The following is a 17,907-nucleotide window of genomic DNA, read 5'->3' as shown; positions in this document are numbered from 1 at the left end:
CAACTTCAAGTCAAGCGGTGATTGCCTGGACTCAAAACGCATGGACATCTCTGAAGTCGCCAAACGCTCAGGCCTGGCCGCCTCCACGCTGCGCTACTACGAGAAGCGCGGGCTGATCGCTTCGCTGGGGCCGGAGGGCACGCGACGCCGCTTCGCGCCCGCAGTGCTGGAGCAGCTGGCGCTGATCGCGCTGGGGCAGGCGGGCGGGCTGTCGCTGGACGAGATTGGCGCCATGCTGACCCCGAGCGGCCCGCCCCGCATCGACCGCGAGCTACTCGCGGCCAAGGCGGAGGATATCGACCAGACCATCCGGCAGCTGCGGGCCATCAGCCGCGGCCTGAGGCACGCCGCCGCCTGCAGCGCGCCCAGCCACGCGCAATGCCCGACCTTCCAGGGCCTTCTGAAGGCGGCCGCATCCGGCGCGCTGGACCGGCAGCGCCAGGGCCTGCGTGCCGCCGTGCGAGAACAGACCGGCACCGCGCCAGACGCCGGGTCTAGCGCCGCTGCAACAGCACGCCGCGCCCGTCCGCGAAGCTGATAGTCGCCAGCGCGCCATTGATCAGTGTGAACTGCGGCATCTTGTGGCCGATGTCCAGGTCGATCAGCACCGGGCAGGCCAGCTCGCCCAGCACCGAGTCCAGCGCGTCCCGGTAGGCAAGGCCATCGGCTTGGAGCGCCTCAGGCCCGCTGTTGCGGCCGACCAGCAGCCCGGTCAGGCCGTCGAACCAGCCCTGGCGGCGCAGGCTCCACAGCGCACGCGCCAGCGTCGGCGGGTTCAGCTCGCAGTTCTCCAGATACAGCAGCGTGCCCGCAGTGCCGCAAGCGCGGATGAAGTTCGGCACCGCGCCATAGCGCGTGCCGGCCAGCCAGGCGATGGTGTCGATGCAGCCGCCGATCAGATGGCCCTGCAGGCTCAGCGCGCCGTACCGCCGTCCAGCCGCTGCCATGCCACAGGCTCGCTGAGCAGCAGCGGCACATCGGGCCGTGCCGCGAAGTCACCCCAGCGGCCTTGATAGAGCGGGCCCGGCCGCTGCAGCACCGGTTCGCGCCAGTCGGCCGCCAGCACCGCCATCACCTGGGTGGTCAGCGGATCGGTCTGGCTGGGCACCAGGTCCATCAGATTGGCACCATGGGCCGAGGCCCAGCCGCTGCACAGGGCCAGCGGCAGCTGCAGCGTGCTCAGGTCCGAGAAGCCCAGCAGCCATTTCGGCGGCAGCCCGCGCAGCGCCTCGAAGTCCAGCCGGTCCAGCAGCTCGGTGGCCAGTTCGCCGCCCCAGGGCGGCAGCACCGCCGCGACGGAGGGGTCGGTCAGAAAGCGCATCAGCTCGGCCGCCCGCTCAGCCGCTGGTGCGCTGGCATCCTTGTGCTCGGCACGTAGACAAGCGCCCTCGATCACTCGATAGCCCTGCGCCCGCAGGTGCGCGATCACCAGGTCCAGCCGCGCATGCAGCGGCGCAGGCACGCCCGACGAAGGCGCGGTGACCGCGATCAGGTCGCCAGGGCGAAGCGGGGCGGGAAAGTTCAGCATCGGGGCAAGATAGCAAGGGTGGGGTCAGGTTTTGCTATACACAGTGTGACAGGTGCGCCGCCAGGACCGAGCCCCCCACAGGGATGATTGACGGGCGACACGCGCTTGCATCCAATCGGCGGCACGCGCGCGTCCATCGGACTCGCGGCCCGCAACGCGGGCCCTAACTCAAATCCTACGCACCAACACCACCACCATGCGACCCAGCCTCCTTGGCATCGTGAACACAGACTGGCCGGCGCTCTTTGCCGCGATAGGCCTGCCGATGATTCTTGTGATTGCGGCGCTGTATCCGCATGGCTTTCCGGTCGCCGGCTCCAAGTGGGCGCTGCTGCTGGAGGTCGGACTGCCTCTTGCTGCGGCGTGTGCCGGCCTCCTCGCGTGGCGCTGTCTGCGTGTTCTTGAACTGTTTCGCAGCGGCATTCCATCCGCTGGGCATATCACGCAGATCCAGCTGGTGAAAGATCGGGGGCGCATTGATTTCTCGTATGAGCTCAACGGCGCGACCCACCGATGCTGGCAGCCGGTTCATCGAACCAGGCGGGTGCTCGCACTTGAAACCGGCCAGGACGTACAAGTCCTGGTACACCCGCGCAAAGCGGGCGTGGCCATCATCAAGGACATCTTTCACAAGAGCGGGGAGGCCTAGCCTCTTGCTGGCCTTCCCTGCAGCCTGAACCAGATCGCATTGAGTCTTCTCTACCCACACTGCCCCGCATACCCACAAGCCGTGCAGAAATCGCAGCCGTCCTTGTTAAACATGGCCGCGTTGCCGCATTCCGGGCAGGGTTTGCCGGTCTGGTGCCGGTACGCGGCTCCTCGCGGCTGAACATCGCGTCGATCACCGGGGCCGGTCCATCCTCCTACAGCGCACTGGGCTGCTCGCAGCGCCTGCGGATCACGGCTGCGGGAGCCATCAGGCCGCCTGAACGAAGCGGAGCGGGATAGCAGGAAGCATGGTCTGGCCCGCAAGGACTTCTTGCTGTTTCGAGCACCGAGCAGCAAGACCTGACCCTGAAACGTCTTTGCTTTGAGGGCTTGTGTAACGTACTGTATGGCCTTGCCACAAGCGCTACACAGGCACACGAGAACCGCGCAAAAAGGCGGCCGCGCCCAAACAATGAAGGCTCCACCTCAGTTCAGGAGCATTCTCATGTCCAAGATCGATCAAGTCATCTACACCGGCTGCACCCACACCACCGGGGGCCGCGAGGGCGCGGCGCGTAGTGCCGACGGCCGCCTGGATGTCCAGCTGTCCCGCCCCGGCAGCAGCGGCCCCGGCACGAATCCAGAGCAATTGCTCGGTGCCGGCTGGTCGGCCTGCTTCATCGGCGCCATGGGCCACGCGGCACGGCAGCTGAACGTGAACCTTCCCGGCGATGTGGCAGTGACGGCCGAGATAGATCTCGGCACCGGTGAGGGCGGCTTCTTCCTGCAGGCGCGCCTGCAGGTCAGCCTGCCCGGCCTGCCGCGCGACGCGGCCCAGGCCTTGATCGATGCCGCCCACCAGACCTGCCCGTACTCCAAGGCCTTGCGTGGCAATATCGACGTCGCGACCGAACTGGTGTGAGCTCGCACCGTTGGCTCGGCCGCAAAGGACCTGGCATGCAGACCCGCACTGACCCACCCGGCGTTCCGAGCGCCAGCGGCTGGCGCCGCTGGATGCCGAGCACGTTGTTCGCGCGTGTCGCGCTGATCATCGTCATCGGGCTGGCGATCGCGCAGCTGCTGGCCTTCGCGTCGATCCGCTACGAGCGCGGCCTTGCGATGCGCGCGCTGATGATGAGCGGCATCGAGATGGACATCGCCAGTTCGGTGGCGATCCTGAACCGGCTGCCGGCCGCCGAGCGCGCCGACTGGCTGGACCGGCTCGAACGCCCCAACTACCGCTTTGCTCTCACGGGCACAGTGCAGGGTGCCGCGCCTGCCTCGTCATTGATGCGCAGTTTTGCCGCAGCGATCACCGAGGCGGTGCGGCCGTTCCCGGTGATCGAGGTCGTGCAGCCGCCCGAGCTGCATCAGAGCCTGCAATTGCAAATCCGGCTGAGCGATGGCAGCGATCTGATCGTGCATGCCCGGCGCGTCGAGCGGCCCATCTCAGCCTGGGTGCTGTGGGCGCTGGCCTTGCAGCTGGTGGTGTTGGCTTGCTGCGCCTGGCTTGCAGTGCGGCTGATCACGCGCCCGCTGCAGCAACTGGCGGCGGCGGCCGATGCGCTAGGTCCCGACCTGAAAGGGGTGACGCTGGACGAGGCCGGGCCCAGCGAGGTGGCTCGGGCCGCACGCGCATTCAACGCGATGCAGCGCCGCATCACCCTCTACACGAACGAGCGGGTCGAGATCCTCGCGGCCATCTCGCATGATCTGCAGACGCCCATCACGCGGATGCGCTTGCGCGCCGACATGCTGGGCGACGAGACCGACCGGGAGAAGTTCCGACAGGACCTGGAGTCGATGGACGCGCTCGTCAGGGAGGGCGTCAGCTATGCACGCACCCTGCATGGCGACACCGAGACACCACGGCGCCTGGACATCGACGCGCTGCTGGCCAGCATGAGCGCCGACTATGAGGACTGCGGCCAGGCGGTCCAGCTGGAGGGGCGGGTCGGCGAGCCTGTGCTGACGCGGCCGCATGCGCTTCGCCGCATCCTGATGAATCTGATCGACAACGCGCTGAAGTTCGGACGCGAGGTCCGGGTGCAGGTGCGCACGGAACCAGAGGGTCTGGTCATCGCGGTGCTTGACGATGGCCCGGGGATTCCGGCCGAGCAGCTCGACGCGGTGCTGCAACCCTTCTACCGGCTGGAGGGTTCGCGCAACCGCAGCACCGGTGGCACCGGCCTGGGCCTGGCAATCGCGAATCAGCTGGCCATGGCGATGGGGGCCCAGCTGGCACTGGTCAATCGCCCCGATGGCGGTCTCGAAGCACGCCTCACGCTGAGCCTCTAGCAAGCGCCTCACGACACAGCGACGCAAGCCGGCGTCGTCCCCCCAAAGAACCGAGAACCTCCGATGCTGATCCTGCTGGCCGCCTATCTGGGCGGCGTCTTCACCCTCCTCAGCCCCTGCATCTTGCCGGCGCTGCCCTTTGTTCTCAGTCGGGCCGACCGCCCCTTCGGCTCGCACGGCCTGCCGCTGCTGACCGGCATGGCGCTGGCTTTCGCTGCTGTCGCGTCGCTGGCTGCCGTGGGCGGAGGATGGGTCGTGGCGACCCACGAGACCATGCGTTGGCTGGCGCTCGCGGCCTTCGCGCTGTTTGGGATGAGCCTGTTGTGGCCCTCGCTGGCCGCTTGGCTGAGCCGGCCATGGGTAGCGCTGGGCGGCCGCCTCGTCGCCGCCAGCCCCGCCGGCAACGGCAGCCACTCGCGATGGGCCGCGCTGGTGCAAGGCGTCGGTACCGGGCTGCTGTGGACACCCTGCGCCGGTCCGATCCTGGGCCTGATACTGACAGGCGCCGCCTTGCATGGTGCCAGCGTCGGTAGTGCGCTGCTGCTGCTGGCTTATGCGGCCGGCGCCTGCAGCGCCCTGGCCGTCGTACTGCTGCTGGGACGCCGCATCGGCGTAGCGGCGCCGCTGTCCTTGCTTGGCGGCGCGCTGATGCGACGCATCGCCGGTGTTGCGGTGCTGGCCTCCGTCAGCGGCATCGCGCTGGGTGCCGACACCGGGCTGCTCGCACGCCTGTCCTCGGGACCGACGGCAGCACTGGAGAACCTACTGCTGCAGCGGCTGGGTGGCGCCACGGAGTCGGGCTCGGCGGGCCCGCAGGCCGACACGCCGCGCGCGCTGTCCCCCGCCTTGCCGGTCGAAGGCCTGATGCCGACGCTGGACGGCGCCGTCGGCTGGATCAATTCGCCGGCGCTGACCACGGCCTCGCTACGCGGCAAGGTGGTGCTGGTCGACTTCTGGACCTACTCCTGCATCAACTGCCTGCGCACCCTGCCCTATGTGCGCGCCTGGGCCGACAAATACCGCAGCGCCGGACTTGTGGTGCTGGGCGTGCACACGCCCGAGTTTGCCTTTGAGCGCAAGCTCAGCAATGTGCAGCGTGCCACCCAGGACCTGGGCGTGAACTTTCCCGTCGCCGTCGACAGCGACTACAAGATCTGGCGGGCCTTCCGCAACCAGTACTGGCCGGCCCTGTACTTCGTCGACGCGCAGGGGCGTATCCGCCACCACCAGTTCGGCGAGGGCAGCTATGCACGGTCGGAGCGCGTGATCCAGCAACTGCTGCGCGAGGCGGGCCAAACCCAGCTCTCCGAGGAACTGGCCGCGCCCCAGGGCAGCGGCACCCAGGCCGCACCGCCGGACACACGCGCCGCCTCGCACGAGACCTATCTCGGCTTCGCCCAGGCGCAGGGCTTTGCGCCGGCCGGAGGTCTGGTTCGCGGGCGGGCCCATGACTATCGCGGGGCATCGCCGCTGCGCGGGCAGCAATGGGCGCTGGACGGCCGCTGGCAAGTGGAGGATGAGAGCGCGCTCGGACTTGCCGGCGGCGGCCGTGCCATGCTGCGCTTTCGGGCCCGCGATCTGCATATGGTGCTGGGATCAGCCGACGACGGCCAGCCGGTGCGATTCCGCGTCCGCATCGACGGCAAGCCGCCGCTAGACGACCACGGCACCGACATCGACCGGGAAGGCCAGGGCACCATCACCGGGCACCGGCTCTACCAGTTGCTGCGACATCGGCAGCAGCTCGGCGAACGACTGTTCGAGATCGAGTTCCTCGATCCCGGCGCACGCGCCTACGCCTTCACATTTGGTTGAGAGAAACGCTCAGTGGGAGAACGTCTGATGCAAGTGAAGCCAAGCGATCATGTGCTGCTGGTCGACGACGACCGGGAGATCCGCAGCCTGCTTACCGAGTACCTGAGCCGCAACGGTGTGCGCGTGGCGGCGGTACCGACCGGGCGGCATATGCGTGCCGCGTTGGAAGAGTCGGGGCCGTTCGATCTGATCATCCTCGACCTGATGCTGCCCGGCGAAGACGGCCTAACGCTGTGCCGGGATCTGCGCAGCGGCAAGCACAAGGCCATCCCCATCCTGATGCTGACCGCTCGAGGGGAGGAGGCGGACCGCATCCTCGGCCTGGAGATGGGCGCCGACGACTATCTGGTCAAGCCCTTCGCACCCCGCGAACTGCTCGCCCGACTGCGTTCGGTGCTGCGGCGCACACGCATGCTGCCACCCAATATGCGGGAGGCTGAGAACACATCCGTGCTCGCCTTCGGCGAATGGCAGCTGGACACCATCGCGCGTCATCTCGTCGACGCCCAGGATGTGGTGGTGCCGCTCAGCGGCGCCGAGTACCGGCTCCTGCGCGTCTTCCTGGATCACCCGCAAAAGGTGCTCAGCCGCGACCAGCTGCTGAGTCTGACCCAGGGCCGCGAGGCCGAGTTGTTCGAGCGCTCGATCGACCTGCTGATCAGTCGCCTCAGGCAGCGCCTGCGCGACGACGCGCGCGAGCCACGCTACATCAAGACGGTACGCAGCGAGGGCTATGTCTTCTCGACCCTGGTCGACAAAGGCTCGCCATGAGCGAGCTTTTGTCCTGCCACGTCAGTAGCATCGCCTTGAGTCTTCTCTACCCACACTGCCCCACATAACCACAAGCCGTGCAGAAGTCGCAGCCGTCCTTGTGGATCATGGTCGCATTGCCGCATTCCGGGCAGGGTTTGCCGGCCTGGGGCCGGACGCTAAGGCCGACGGCGGCTTTGGCGACCGGGGCCTGCAGCAGGCCCATCTCGACCAGGGGCTGACCTTGCTCGTCGAGCACGCCCAGCATCGCATAGCGGTGAATGATCAGCCGGGCCACATAGGCCACTGTCGAGGGCCAGATCTGCTGGCGGCGCTCGCCTGAGAGCGTGGGAACAGGCGCCATGAAATGACCCAGCGGCTCGCCGACGTTCAGCAGCTTGCGCAGCTTCATGCCTATCCAGGCCGGGTCCATCACCCGCATGTCCAGCGACAGCAGCCGCGCCATGCCGTCCAGCGCCTTCGGGTAGTTGCCCGAGAAGCCCATGGCGCAGGGCCGGGTGATGTGATGGCCGCCCTCGGGGGTCGGTAGGCTGACCTCCTTGAGCGTCAGCGTGAACTGCTCGCCAGTGGCGGGGTTGTCGACGTCGACCGCCCAGGCCAGCGTGCCCATGGTGCTGGTGCGCGGCTCCTCGCGGCTGAACATCGCGTCGATCACGGGGGTCGGGCCGCCCTCTTGCAGCGCGCCGAGCTGCTCGCAGCGCCAGCGGATCACGGCCGCAGTCGCGGCCACAACGCCGGGGAACAAGCGCTTGTCGCCGCCCGGCGGCATCGGCATCTCGAAGGCACGCTCCTCGGCCACGGTCGCCAGCGCGTCGAGCTTCAGACGCAGCCAGGCGGCGTCATTGGTGCGCAAGTCCATCGACAGGGTCTTGGCCAGCGCGGCCAGGCCGCGCGGCTGCTCGGCGCCGTTGATCCAGACCTCGAAGGGCAGGGTCTTGCCGAACAGGCCGGCATCCGGCCCCTCGGCCGGCAGTTCGCCGACGAAGAGCGCGAAGTCGCCATGCGGGTGGCGGATCATGTAGCTCCAGGCCGGGTTGCCGCCGGGCAGCTCGGGTCGGCTGGGCCAGCGCAGCGAGGCCAGCACCTGCTTGGGCAGGCGCTCGACACGCAGGCGCTGGTTGCTGCCGTCCTCGGCCACCACCGGCTTCAGCGGCTCGGGCGCCGTCACCGTAGGCTCGACGCTCAGCACCGAGCCGAGGATGCTGTTGGGCCGGTAGGTCGCCAAGCCCTTGAGACCGCTCTTCCAGGCCTGGGTGTAGAGGTCCTGGAAGTCGATATAGGGATAGTCGGCCGGCACATTGACAGTCTTCGAGATCGAGGTGTCGATATAGGGCGCGACCGCGGCCACCATCGCCGCATGGTCGGCCGCGCTGAGCTCCAGCGCGGTGACAAAGGCCGGCGACAGCGCCGCCTCGGTGCCAAACAGATGGCGGTAGAGCCGCCAGGCATGGTCCTCGACCTGGTATTCCTTGAAGCCGCCGCCCTCGGCCTGGCCCAGACGCTTCTTGCGTGTGTAGGCCCAGCTGAAGGCCGGCTCAATGCCGTTGCTGGCATTGTCGGCAAAGGCCAGGCTGATGGTGCCGGTCGGCGCGATCGACAGCAGGTGCGAGTTGCGCAGGCCCTGGGCGCGGATCTTGTCCTTCAGCGTCTGCGGCAGGCGTGTCGCGAAGCTGCCGCCGGACAGATAGAGATCGGCATTGAAGAGCTTGAACGGCCCCTTCTCGGCCGCCAGATCAGCGGACGCACCATAGGCCGCGTCACGCATCAGCTCGCTGATGCGGCGGGCCTGTTCGCGCGCGGCCTCGCTGTCGTAACGCAGATTCAGCATTACCAGTGCATCGCCGAGGCCGGTGAAGCCCAGGCCGATGCGGCGCTTGTTGGCGGCCTCCTGGGCCTGGGCCGGCAGCGGCCAGGGCGTCACGTCGAGCACGTTGTCCAGCATTCGGGTGGCCAGCGCGCAGACCTCGGCAAAGCCGGCCTCGTCGAAGGCCGCCTTGGCGCCGAAGGGCTCGCGCACGAAGCGGGTCAGGTCGATCGAGCCCAGGCAGCAGCAGCCGTAGGGGGGCAGGGGCTGTTCAGCACAGTTGTGGACATAGAGCCCGTTGGCGTCAAAGGCATGGATGTGTTCGATCGTGACGTCGAACACATCCTCGCTGCCGTCCGGCGTTAGCGACTCGACGGTGGCGACGAAGCGCTCGCGATTGAGCTCGCGCCGGTAGCTGCCCAGCAGCTGTTCCAGTCGTTCGCGCTTGGCCAGATCCTCGAAGCCCACCAGCTCGGCATAGCGCAGCAGATTGACGCCGCTAATGATCAACTCATGCATGGCCTGAGTCGGATAGTCGCGCCGGCCGCCCAGCCCATCTGGCAGCGGAAGCCGGCCGGCCGGCCGGCGCCCACGGTAGATGGAGGAGGAAATACCCAGGCGCTGCAGCATGCGCTGCGCCGCCCTCAAGTTCGCCAGATCGGCCTGACTCAGACGCACGCTGACGCCCTTGACCCGGTTGCCCTGCACCGAGCCATCTGCATCAAACAGGCCACGCAGCAGTGCACGATGGAAGTCGGAGGACGTGGCCTCCATCGAAGGCGTGATGCACTTGTGGCACGGCGCAGCCCCCATCTGCAGCGCCAGATCGCGCAGCGCGGTCGAGGCCATGCGGAACTCCCCACGGCCGGCAATCGGCCGTTGCCAGCCCTTGAAATCGCTGCGATGCACCAGCGTGGCGGCAGCCGCCTCCGCCGCCGCCATCACAGCGCCCACACTGCGCGGGCGGTGCTCACTGGGGGCGACATCGCTGCCCACCACTTTCAGCTCCGGTGCCCACACCGACAGCACCGCCTTGTCGGTCTTGAGCGTGCCATCGCCGATCAATAGGCCCAGCAAATAGCCCTCAGCCGCCGTGCCGCGCCCGTCCCAACCCTCCAGCGCTCGGTGGTCATGCAGCACCACCTCGTCACCGGGCTGCAGCTCGCCGGCCGGCACCCAGGCGCTCTCGACCAGGTAGCGGGTCTTGCGCATGACCTTGCGAACCGGGTGATCGGCCGTCAATCGCAAGACCTGACCCTCGGCCAGGCCGAGTTTGAACACCGGCTTCTGGCCGGTCGGGAAAAATCCCTCGGATTCGCTGGCATAGGGCTTGCCATCGACCACCGCCGTGAAGCGCCGGCCGAGCAGCTGATGCACCTGACGCGGGCCGTCGGCCGTCATCACCCAGGTATCAGCCGTCACGCAGGGATTGGTCGCCGCGATCGACTCGCAGTAGTGCAGATTGTTGTCGGCATTGATGCGGTCCAGGAACAGCACGCCGGGCTCGGCATGGTCATAGGTCGAGCGCATCACCTGGTCCCACAGCTCGGCAGCGGCCAGCTTGCGGTAGACCCACAGGCCATCATCGCGCTGGTAGGCGCCCTCCTCCTTTTGCGCGGGGCCGGGCTCGGCCCTGTGCACCAGCTCCACCAGGCCGCGCGCCAGCACCGCCTCCATGAAGGCATCGGTGACGCCGATCGAGATATTGAAGTTCTTCAGGTCGCCCTGGTCCTTGGCGCGGATGAAGTCGACGATGTCCGGATGGTCGCAGCGCAGCACGCCCATCTGCGCGCCGCGCCGGCTGCCGGCGCTCTCGACCGTCTCGCAGCTGCGGTCGAACACCCGCATATAGCTGACCGGACCCGAGGCATGGCTTTGCGTCGAACCGACCCAGGCACCCTTGGGGCGGATGCGCGAGAAGTCGTAGCCGACTCCGCCGCCACGGCGCATGGTCTCGGCGGCCTCGGTCAGCGCGGTGTAGATGCCAGGATGACCATCCTCCACCGAGGCGATCGAGTCGCCGACCGGTTGCACAAAACAATTGATCAGCGTGGCCGAGAGCTCGGTACCGGCAGCCGAGAGGATGCGCCCGGCCGGAATGAAGCCTCGCTTCTGGGCCTCGAAAAAGCGTGCCGTCCAGCCCTCCCGCTGAGCCGGCTCCTCGGCCTCGGCCAGCGCACGGGCGACTCGCTGGCGCAGCTCGTCCAGCGTACGCTCCTCGCCCTTAGCATATTTTTCCTGCAGCACCTCGGCGCTGATGTCCTGGGCCGGCAGCGAGGCCACCGGCGCCTGCGGCGTAGGGGCGAGAAAGATGTCGGACTGGGTAGGACTGTGCTGGGCCATGCTGATCTCCGGAACCTCAAGCCATCTTAGCGAAGTGAGATGGCGATCCTCTTGATCCAGACGAAGCCGAGGCCAGGGGCAGGAAACATTTGAAACAAAGCCCCAGTTGTTGGAAATCCGGCTGATACCGGCCCCGCCGAAAGTCCTGTCATTCACTCCCGGGAGCACCTCCATGCCGCAAGCCCTCAGCAATCCCGTCTGGCCCGCCTGTGAGCGCCTGCTGGCAGGCCAGATCACGGCCCGCATCGAAAGGCATGCCGCGCTGCAGCGCGCCGAGGAGCGCACCCGCGAGCGGCTCAAGAGCCTCAGCTTCGTCGACACCCGCCCGGCCCTCACCCGCAGCGAGGCGTTTGCCGAAGACCTGATGGAGCTGACGACGCCGATCCATGAATCGGGCGTCGGACGCGCGCTGATGCGGGGTTTGGCCGGTGTTGCGCTGGGCCGCCGGCTGGCATGATCGCCCGGTCGCCACGCACTCTGGCCCGCCCATGAGCCCTCCGACCTCCTTGCTGCTGGTTGATGACGAAGCCGAGCTCCGCGAGCTGCTGGCCGAGTATTTCACGCGCCAGGGTTTTGCGGTCCGCTGCGCCGCCGACGCGGTCGAGGCCCGCCGCCTGCTGGCTGAGGCCCGCCCCGAGATGGCCCTGCTGGACCTGAACATGCCCGGCGAGAACGGCTTATCGCTGGCGCGCTGGCTGCGCGAGGCCCATCCGCAGGTGGCCATCCTGATGCTGACCACGGCCAGCGACGCGGTGGACCGTGTGGTCGGCCTGGAGCTGGGCGCCGACGACTATGTGGCCAAGCCCTTCGATCTGCGCGAGCTGCTGGCAAGGGTGCGCGCAGTGCTGCGCCGCACCCAGGCCGTCGCGGCGCCCCCCGCCACCCCGGCCACGGCGCCCGCCAGCAGCGGCCGCCGAGTCGCCTTTGGCGCCTGTGCGCTGGACCTGGATGAGCGCAAGCTATGGGATGCGCAGGGCCAGGAGGTCACAATTACCGCCGCCGAATTCGATCTGCTGGCGCTGTTCGCGCGCCACCCGAACCGGCCGCTGAACCGCGACCAGATCATGGAGCAGGCCCACAACCGCGGCTGGGACGTGTTCGACCGCTCCATCGATCTGCGCATCATGCGGTTGCGCCGCAAGGTCGAGCGTAATCCCGACAAGCCCGAAGTCCTAAAAACCGTCCGTAACGTCGGCTACGTCTTCGTCAGCACTTGATGCCCGCGGCGCAAGAACCGGCCCTGCAGCAGCTGGCGGCCACGCGCCGCCTGATGGCCTGGTTCGTCGCGCCGATGGCCCTGCTGCTGCTGGTGCTCAGCGCTCTCCAATACCAGCAGCGCATGGCCGAGGCCGAAGCCGCGCTGGAACGCGCCGCACAGCAGCATGCGCAAGACCTGCAGCTGCTGGCGCGCCCTGCGATGGACCATGTGCAGGACCTGCGCCGGCTGATGGAGGCCGTCTGGGAGCAACCACCAGACCCCGGGCCGGCACTGGCCCAGGCGCTGCAGCCGCAGCAGCGGGCCGGCCAGCCGGACGGCGTCGCGATCACCGGCCACAGCGCCGGCCTGCAATGGGGTCAGGTCTGGTGGTCGGCGCCCGACGGGCGGCCCGTCGAGCCGCTGTGGCTTCGCCGCGCTGCCGCGTTCGTGAGCCAGGCCCGCATCGCCCATGCCCGCACCCCGGGCTTTGAGGCCACCTGGTTTGCTGGCATTGATGTCAACACCTCATTTGGCTACCCCTGGATCTCGACCGACAGCATTCTGCAAAGTCTGGGAATGAGCCGCATGCGGGAGATCGCCGCGCTGCGCGCGCTGGCGGCGCAGCGCACCCGCGCGCGGCTGGCGCGCCAGCCGGCCGATTCGCACTGGGGCCCGCCCTACGCCAGCCAGCTGGCCGGCCATCTGGTGGTCTCACACACCGCACCGGTGCATGCCGGCGGCGAGCTGGTCGGCGAGGTCTCACTGGACTTCCGGCTCGACGCTTTGCAGGCCAGCGTAAGGCAATGGGCACAGCCTCAGGAGCGCGCCTGGATCGTCGACAAGGCAGGCTATGTGCTGGCCGATTCGCAGCAGCCCCTGCTCGGGCCCAGCGGTCCGGGCCAAGGCGACCAGCACGTCAAGACCGCTTGGGCCGAGCGTGCGCCGGCCGGGCTGGGCGAGGCCCAACTGCAGGCCGCGCTGGAGGCGGCCGGTGGTCGCGTCCGGGCCGATGACTGGGCGCTGGTAGCAGCCGGCCGGCCGGACTCGCCCTGGCTCTATGTCTCGGCCACGCCAGTGGCTGAGCTGCGCCAGCGCATCCTGCCCAGCTTGCTACCGCATGCCGCGCTAGCCCTAGCCCTGCTGGCAAGCCTGCTGATCGGCCAATGGCTGCTGGCACGCCACTTTGTGCGTCGTCAGCATGAGTTGATGCGCCGCGAGCGCGGCAGCGAGGCCCGCAAGTCAGCCATCCTCGACCATGCGCTCGAGGCCATGGTATCGACCGACGAGCAGGGCCGCATCCTCGAGTTCAACCCGGCCGCTGAGGCCATGTTCGGCCGCAGCCTGGCCGAGGTGCGCGGCGCCGATGTGGCCGACATCATCATCCCCGAACGCCATCGCGAACGTCACCGCACCGGCATGGCGCGGCTGCGCACCGGCGGCAGCCCGGCCCTGCTGGGCCGTCGCCTGGACATGCAGGCGCTGCGCCGCGACGGCAGCGAGTTCGCGGTCGAGATGGTGCTGTGGCGCAGCGAGCTGGAGGGTCAGGAGCACTACACCGCCTCGCTGGTCGACGTGTCGGAGCGGCTGCAGGCGCGCCAGGAGATCGAGCGCCAGCGCGAGTCGCTGCGCCAGACCGAGAAGCTCGGCGCGATGGGCAGCCTGCTGGCCGGTGTTGCCCATGAGCTGAACAACCCGCTGGCCATCGTGATGGGCCGGGCCAATCTGCTGGAGGACAAGCTGGCCGGCAGCCCGCTGCAGGACGATGCCCAGCGCATCCGCGAGGCCGCCGAGCGCTGCGGCCGCATCGTGCGCACCTTTCTGAACATGGCGCGAGCCAAGCCGGCGCGCCGCGCGCCCGTGGCGCTCAACGACATCGTCCACGCCGCGGCCGACATGCTGGGCTACACGCTGCGCAGCCACGGCATCACGCTGGAGCTGCGCCTCGATCCGCAGTTGCCACAACTGATGGGTGACGCCGACCAGTTGGGGCAGGCGCTGCTGAACCTGCTGATCAATGCGCAACATGCGCTGGCCGGCCAGGACGAGGCGCGCCGCATCACGGTCAGCACCGGGGTCGAGGCGCGCCGCGCGGGCCGCGCGCCACGCATCTGGCTGCGCGTGCAGGACAACGGCCCGGGTGTGCCGCCCCAGGTACGCGAGCGCTTGTTTCAGCCCTTCTTCACGACAAAGGGGGAGGGCCTGGGCACCGGCCTGGGGCTGTCGGTCTCGCGCTCGCTGCTGCGCGAGCATGGCGGCGATCTGCTGCTCGAGCACAACGGCCAGCCAGGCGCCAGCTTCCGTCTGAGCCTGCCGATCAGCGGCGCGCCCGAGTCGGACGGCGAGACCGCCGAGGCACCGGCCGGCACGGACAGCCAGGCACTGCGCCTGCTGGTGGTCGACGATGAGCCCGAGCTGGCCTCATTGATGCGCGAAACCCTGGAGGGCGCTGGCTACGAGGTCGCCACTGCCGAGGACGGCGCGGTCGCACTGGCCTTGCTGATGGAGGCGCGCTTCGACGCGATCGTCAGCGATCTGCGCATGCCCGAGGTCGACGGCGCCGAGCTGTGGCGCGCGGTCCAGGCCCTGCAGCCCGACCTGGCGGCGCGCATGCTGTTCGTCACCGGCGACATCCTCTCGCCAGCCGCCGCCGAGTTCTTGAAGGAATGCGGCTGCCCCGCCCTTGAAAAGCCCTTCCAGCCCGACGACCTGCTGGCCGCCGTGCGCCGCCTGGAGCCACTGCCATGACCCCGCCTACCGATCTGCACGCCAGCAGCGCCGCCCGGCTGGTGCAACGCTATCACCGCCTGCTGTGGCTCGTCAGCCTACCGCTGCTGCTGCTGGTGCTGCTGTTGGGCATCGGCCAGGGCCTGGCAGCGCACCGCAATGCAGTCGGCGAATTGGAGCGCGGCGCGGCGCGCCAGCGCGCGGCGCTGCAGGCGTTGGCGCGCGCGGCCGAGGACCATGTGCAGGACCTGCGGCGCTTCGCCGAGCGTGAGCTGATCACGCCGGCGCGCGCCCCCGACGCGCTGCTGGCCGAGGCGCTGCGCGCGCGCGACGGCGGCTTCACCTTGGACGAGCTGCCGCAACTGCTACAGCCGGGCCTGGCCCAACTACTGTGGCCCGGCGCCGAGCGGCCGGACATGGCCGCGCTGTGGCGGCTGCAGGCATTTGCGACGCTGGCCGAGGCCGCCCACAACCGCCATGCCGATCTGGCCCGCTCCTACTGGCTGGCCTGGCCGCAGCGACATGCCCTGCTCTACCCCTGGCTGCCCAGTGGCAATGTGTTGCTGGGCCTGGGCCGGCCCGAGCTGGGCGGCGCGCTGGACGCCTGGTATGCGCAGGCCGAGTTCGTCGCCGCCACACCGGAGCGTAACAACGCGCAGCGCAGCTTCTGGCTGAGCCGCACGGCCGAAGGCCGGCTGATGCACGGCGCGCCGGTCTATGCCGGCGAGGAATTCCGCGGCCTGGTGGCCACCGAGCTGCGCCTGAGCGATCTGAGCCGCGCCGCCAAGCTGGTGGACGGCGGCTGGCGCTGGTGGCTGCTTGGCGAGGACGGCCGGACGATTCTGCAAGACCGGCCCGGCGCGTTGCCACATGGCCCCGAGGTGCTGGAGCGGGCCCTGGGGCTGGAGGGCCGCGCTCTGGCCGACCACGGCCAGCGCCTGCTGGCGCTGCCGCTGCGCAGTGCGCCGTGGACCCTGGTGGCCACGCAGTCGGAGGCCGCCCTACTGACCCGCATCGCCCCCGAGCTGCTACCCTTCGGCCTGATCGCCTGCGGGCTGCTGGCCCTGATCCTGCTGGGCCAGTGGCTGCTGCGCCGGCGCGTGATCGAGCCGGCCCTGGCGGTGATGCGCTATCTGTTCGAGCGCTCGCGCGATGCCGCCACGCCAGAGCCGCAGTTGAACGCGCGCTGGCAGCCCTGGGTCGACATGGTCAGTACCACCTTTGCCGCGCAGCAGGAGGCACGCGAGCGCGAGCGCCGCAGCGAGGCCTACAAGTCCGCCATCGTCGACCATGCGCTGGCCGCCATCATCAGCACCGACGAGAGCGGCCGGGTGGTCGAATGGAACCCGGCGGCGACCGCGATGTTCGGCCACCCGCGCAACGCGGTGCTGGGCCGCGCGGTCGGCGAGTTGATCATTCCCGATCGGCTGCGCGCGGCGCACGAGGCCGGCATGGCCCGGGTGCGCGGCAGCGGCGCGATGATGTTGGCCGGCAAGCGCCTGGAGATGAGCGGGCGGCGCGCCGACGGCAGCGAGTTCCCGATCGAGATGGTGCTGGCCCGCACCGATGTGGCAGGCAGCCACCACTACACCGCCTTCATCAACGACGTCAGCGAGCGCCAGCAAGCCGCGCAGGAGATCGAGCGCCAGCGCGAGGCCTTGCGCCAGAGCGAGAAGCTGACCGCGATGGGCAGCCTGCTGGCCGGCGTCGCCCATGAGCTGAACAACCCACTGTCCATCGTACTGGGCCGGGCCGCGCTGCTCGAAGGCAAGGCCTCCGGTGGTGCGCTGGGCGACGACGCGCGACGCATCCGCGAGGCCGCCGAGCGCTGCGGCCGCATCGTGCGCACCTTTCTGAACATGGCACGCGCCAAGCCCGAGACCCGCGCCGCCGTGCCGCTCAACGAGCTGGTGCGCGCCGCCGTCGAGCTGCTCGGCTACAGCCTGCGCTCCGGCGGCATCACGCTGGAGCTGGCGCTGGCCGCCGACCTGCCCGAGCTGCCGGCCGATCCCGACCGGTTGGGCCAGTTGGTGATGAATCTGATCGTCAATGCCCAGCAGGCGTTAAGCAGTCAGGACGGTGAGCGCCGCATCCGCATCGACAGCGGACTCGATGCGGACAGTCAGCGCGTCTGGCTGCGCGTCGCCGACAACGGTCCCGGCATCGCGCCGGGCCTGCGCGAGCGCATCTTCACGCCCTTCTTCACGACCAAGGGCGCCGGAGAGCTGCAGGGCACCGGCCTCGGGCTGGCGGTGGCGCGCGGCGTGGCGCGCGAACATGGCGGCGAGCTGCTGCTGGAGGAAGCGGCCGGCGGCGCCAGCTTTCTGCTGCGCCTGCCGCTGGCCGGAGGCACCCAGCCAGCCGCCGCCGCACCGGCGCCGATCGCCGACGCACCCCAGCAGCTGCGCATCCTGGTGGTGGACGACGAGACCGAGCTGGCCGCGCTGATGCGCGAGGCACTTGAGGGCGCCGGCTACGACGTGATGACAGCCGAGTCCGGCCTGGTGGCGCTGGAGCTGCTGGAGGAAGCTCGCTTCGAAGCCATTGTCAGCGATCTGCGCATGCCCGGCATGGACGGCGCGGCGCTGTGGCGCTCGGTGCGCGAGCGCCAGCCACAGCTGGCCACCCGCATGCTCTTCGTCACCGGCGACACTCTGAGCCCTGGGGCGGCCGAATTCCTGCGTGAGGCCGGCTGCGCGGTGCTTGAAAAACCGTTCGCACCTGCCGAGTTGGTTGCGAGGGTGGCGGCGCTTACAAGTGCCACAGCGCCATAAGACA

General features: G+C 69.1%; 13 protein-coding genes. 10 read left to right on the top strand and 3 right to left on the bottom strand.

Annotated elements, in window-relative coordinates; all coding sequences use genetic code 11:
- Positions 1 to 40 precede the first annotated feature (40 nt).
- Positions 41 to 538: a helix-turn-helix domain-containing protein gene (locus tag OOZ63_RS14205; protein WP_266006185.1), complete on the top strand. Its 498-nt coding sequence runs from the start codon at positions 41 to 43 to the stop codon at positions 536 to 538.
- On the opposite strand, the gene OOZ63_RS14200 is transcribed toward OOZ63_RS14205, so the two are convergent.
- Complete coding sequence (locus OOZ63_RS14200; protein ID WP_266006184.1) at positions 495 to 947, bottom strand: hypothetical protein; 453 nt, start codon at positions 945 to 947, stop codon at positions 495 to 497. The two genes, OOZ63_RS14205 and OOZ63_RS14200, sit on opposite strands and share 44 nt — an antisense overlap.
- Positions 914 to 1,528 (bottom strand): LD-carboxypeptidase, encoded by a 615-nt coding sequence (locus OOZ63_RS14195; RefSeq protein WP_266006183.1) that lies wholly within the window; start codon positions 1,526 to 1,528, stop codon positions 914 to 916. The genes OOZ63_RS14200 and OOZ63_RS14195 overlap by 34 nt, the downstream gene beginning before the upstream one ends.
- Before the next feature lie 196 nt (positions 1,529 to 1,724).
- On the opposite strand from OOZ63_RS14195, the gene OOZ63_RS14190 reads away from it, so the two are divergent.
- The 5 genes from OOZ63_RS14190 (at position 1,725) to OOZ63_RS14170 (ending at position 7,060) form a co-directional block, all read left to right on the top strand.
- On the top strand, positions 1,725 to 2,177 hold the full coding sequence (locus OOZ63_RS14190) for a hypothetical protein (RefSeq protein WP_266006182.1): 453 nt from the start codon (positions 1,725 to 1,727) through the stop codon (positions 2,175 to 2,177).
- A gap of 504 nt (positions 2,178 to 2,681) precedes the next feature.
- Entirely contained in the window at positions 2,682 to 3,098 is a 417-nt protein-coding gene (locus OOZ63_RS14185; protein ID WP_266006181.1) for an organic hydroperoxide resistance protein, read from the top strand.
- 35 nt (positions 3,099 to 3,133) lie between these two features.
- A complete protein-coding gene (locus OOZ63_RS14180) occupies positions 3,134 to 4,474 on the top strand; it encodes an ATP-binding protein (RefSeq protein WP_266006180.1) in 1,341 nt (446 codons plus the stop codon).
- A 63-nt stretch (positions 4,475 to 4,537) separates the two neighbouring features.
- Positions 4,538 to 6,289, top strand: coding sequence for a cytochrome c biogenesis protein DipZ (locus OOZ63_RS14175; RefSeq protein ID WP_266006179.1), 1,752 nt, complete (start codon positions 4,538 to 4,540; stop codon positions 6,287 to 6,289).
- A 27-nt stretch (positions 6,290 to 6,316) separates the two neighbouring features.
- A complete protein-coding gene (locus OOZ63_RS14170; protein ID WP_323055751.1) occupies positions 6,317 to 7,060 on the top strand; it encodes a response regulator in 744 nt (247 codons plus the stop codon).
- A gap of 46 nt (positions 7,061 to 7,106) precedes the next feature.
- Here OOZ63_RS14170 and OOZ63_RS14165 read toward each other — a convergent pair whose 3' ends face one another.
- Positions 7,107 to 11,207, bottom strand: a complete 4,101-nt coding sequence (locus OOZ63_RS14165; protein ID WP_266006178.1) for an LAGLIDADG family homing endonuclease — start codon at positions 11,205 to 11,207, stop codon at positions 7,107 to 7,109.
- 172 nt (positions 11,208 to 11,379) lie between these two features.
- Between OOZ63_RS14165 and OOZ63_RS14160 the strand changes: the two genes are divergently transcribed.
- The 4 genes from OOZ63_RS14160 to OOZ63_RS14145 are packed head-to-tail and all read left to right on the top strand — an operon-like array spanning position 11,380 to position 17,903.
- Complete coding sequence (locus OOZ63_RS14160; RefSeq protein WP_266006177.1) at positions 11,380 to 11,664, top strand: hypothetical protein; 285 nt, start codon at positions 11,380 to 11,382, stop codon at positions 11,662 to 11,664.
- Positions 11,665 to 11,695: 31 nt separating this feature from the next.
- Positions 11,696 to 12,424 (top strand): response regulator, encoded by a 729-nt coding sequence (locus tag OOZ63_RS14155; protein ID WP_266006176.1) that lies wholly within the window; start codon positions 11,696 to 11,698, stop codon positions 12,422 to 12,424.
- Complete coding sequence (locus tag OOZ63_RS14150; RefSeq protein WP_266006175.1) at positions 12,424 to 15,150, top strand: PAS domain S-box protein; 2,727 nt, start codon at positions 12,424 to 12,426, stop codon at positions 15,148 to 15,150. Before OOZ63_RS14155 ends, OOZ63_RS14150 begins: the two co-directional genes overlap by 1 nt.
- Positions 15,147 to 17,903 carry an ATP-binding protein gene (locus OOZ63_RS14145; RefSeq protein ID WP_266006174.1) on the top strand — a complete coding sequence of 919 codons (2,757 nt, stop codon included), beginning with the start codon at positions 15,147 to 15,149 and terminating at the stop codon, positions 17,901 to 17,903. The genes OOZ63_RS14150 and OOZ63_RS14145 overlap by 4 nt, the downstream gene beginning before the upstream one ends.
- Positions 17,904 to 17,907 lie beyond the last annotated feature (4 nt).

This window comes from Paucibacter sp. PLA-PC-4 (assembly GCF_026241155.1).
In the GTDB taxonomy this organism is placed as follows: Bacteria; Pseudomonadota; Gammaproteobacteria; order Burkholderiales; family Burkholderiaceae_C; genus Roseateles_E.
This window is presented reverse-complemented; position numbering and strand designations above follow the sequence as displayed.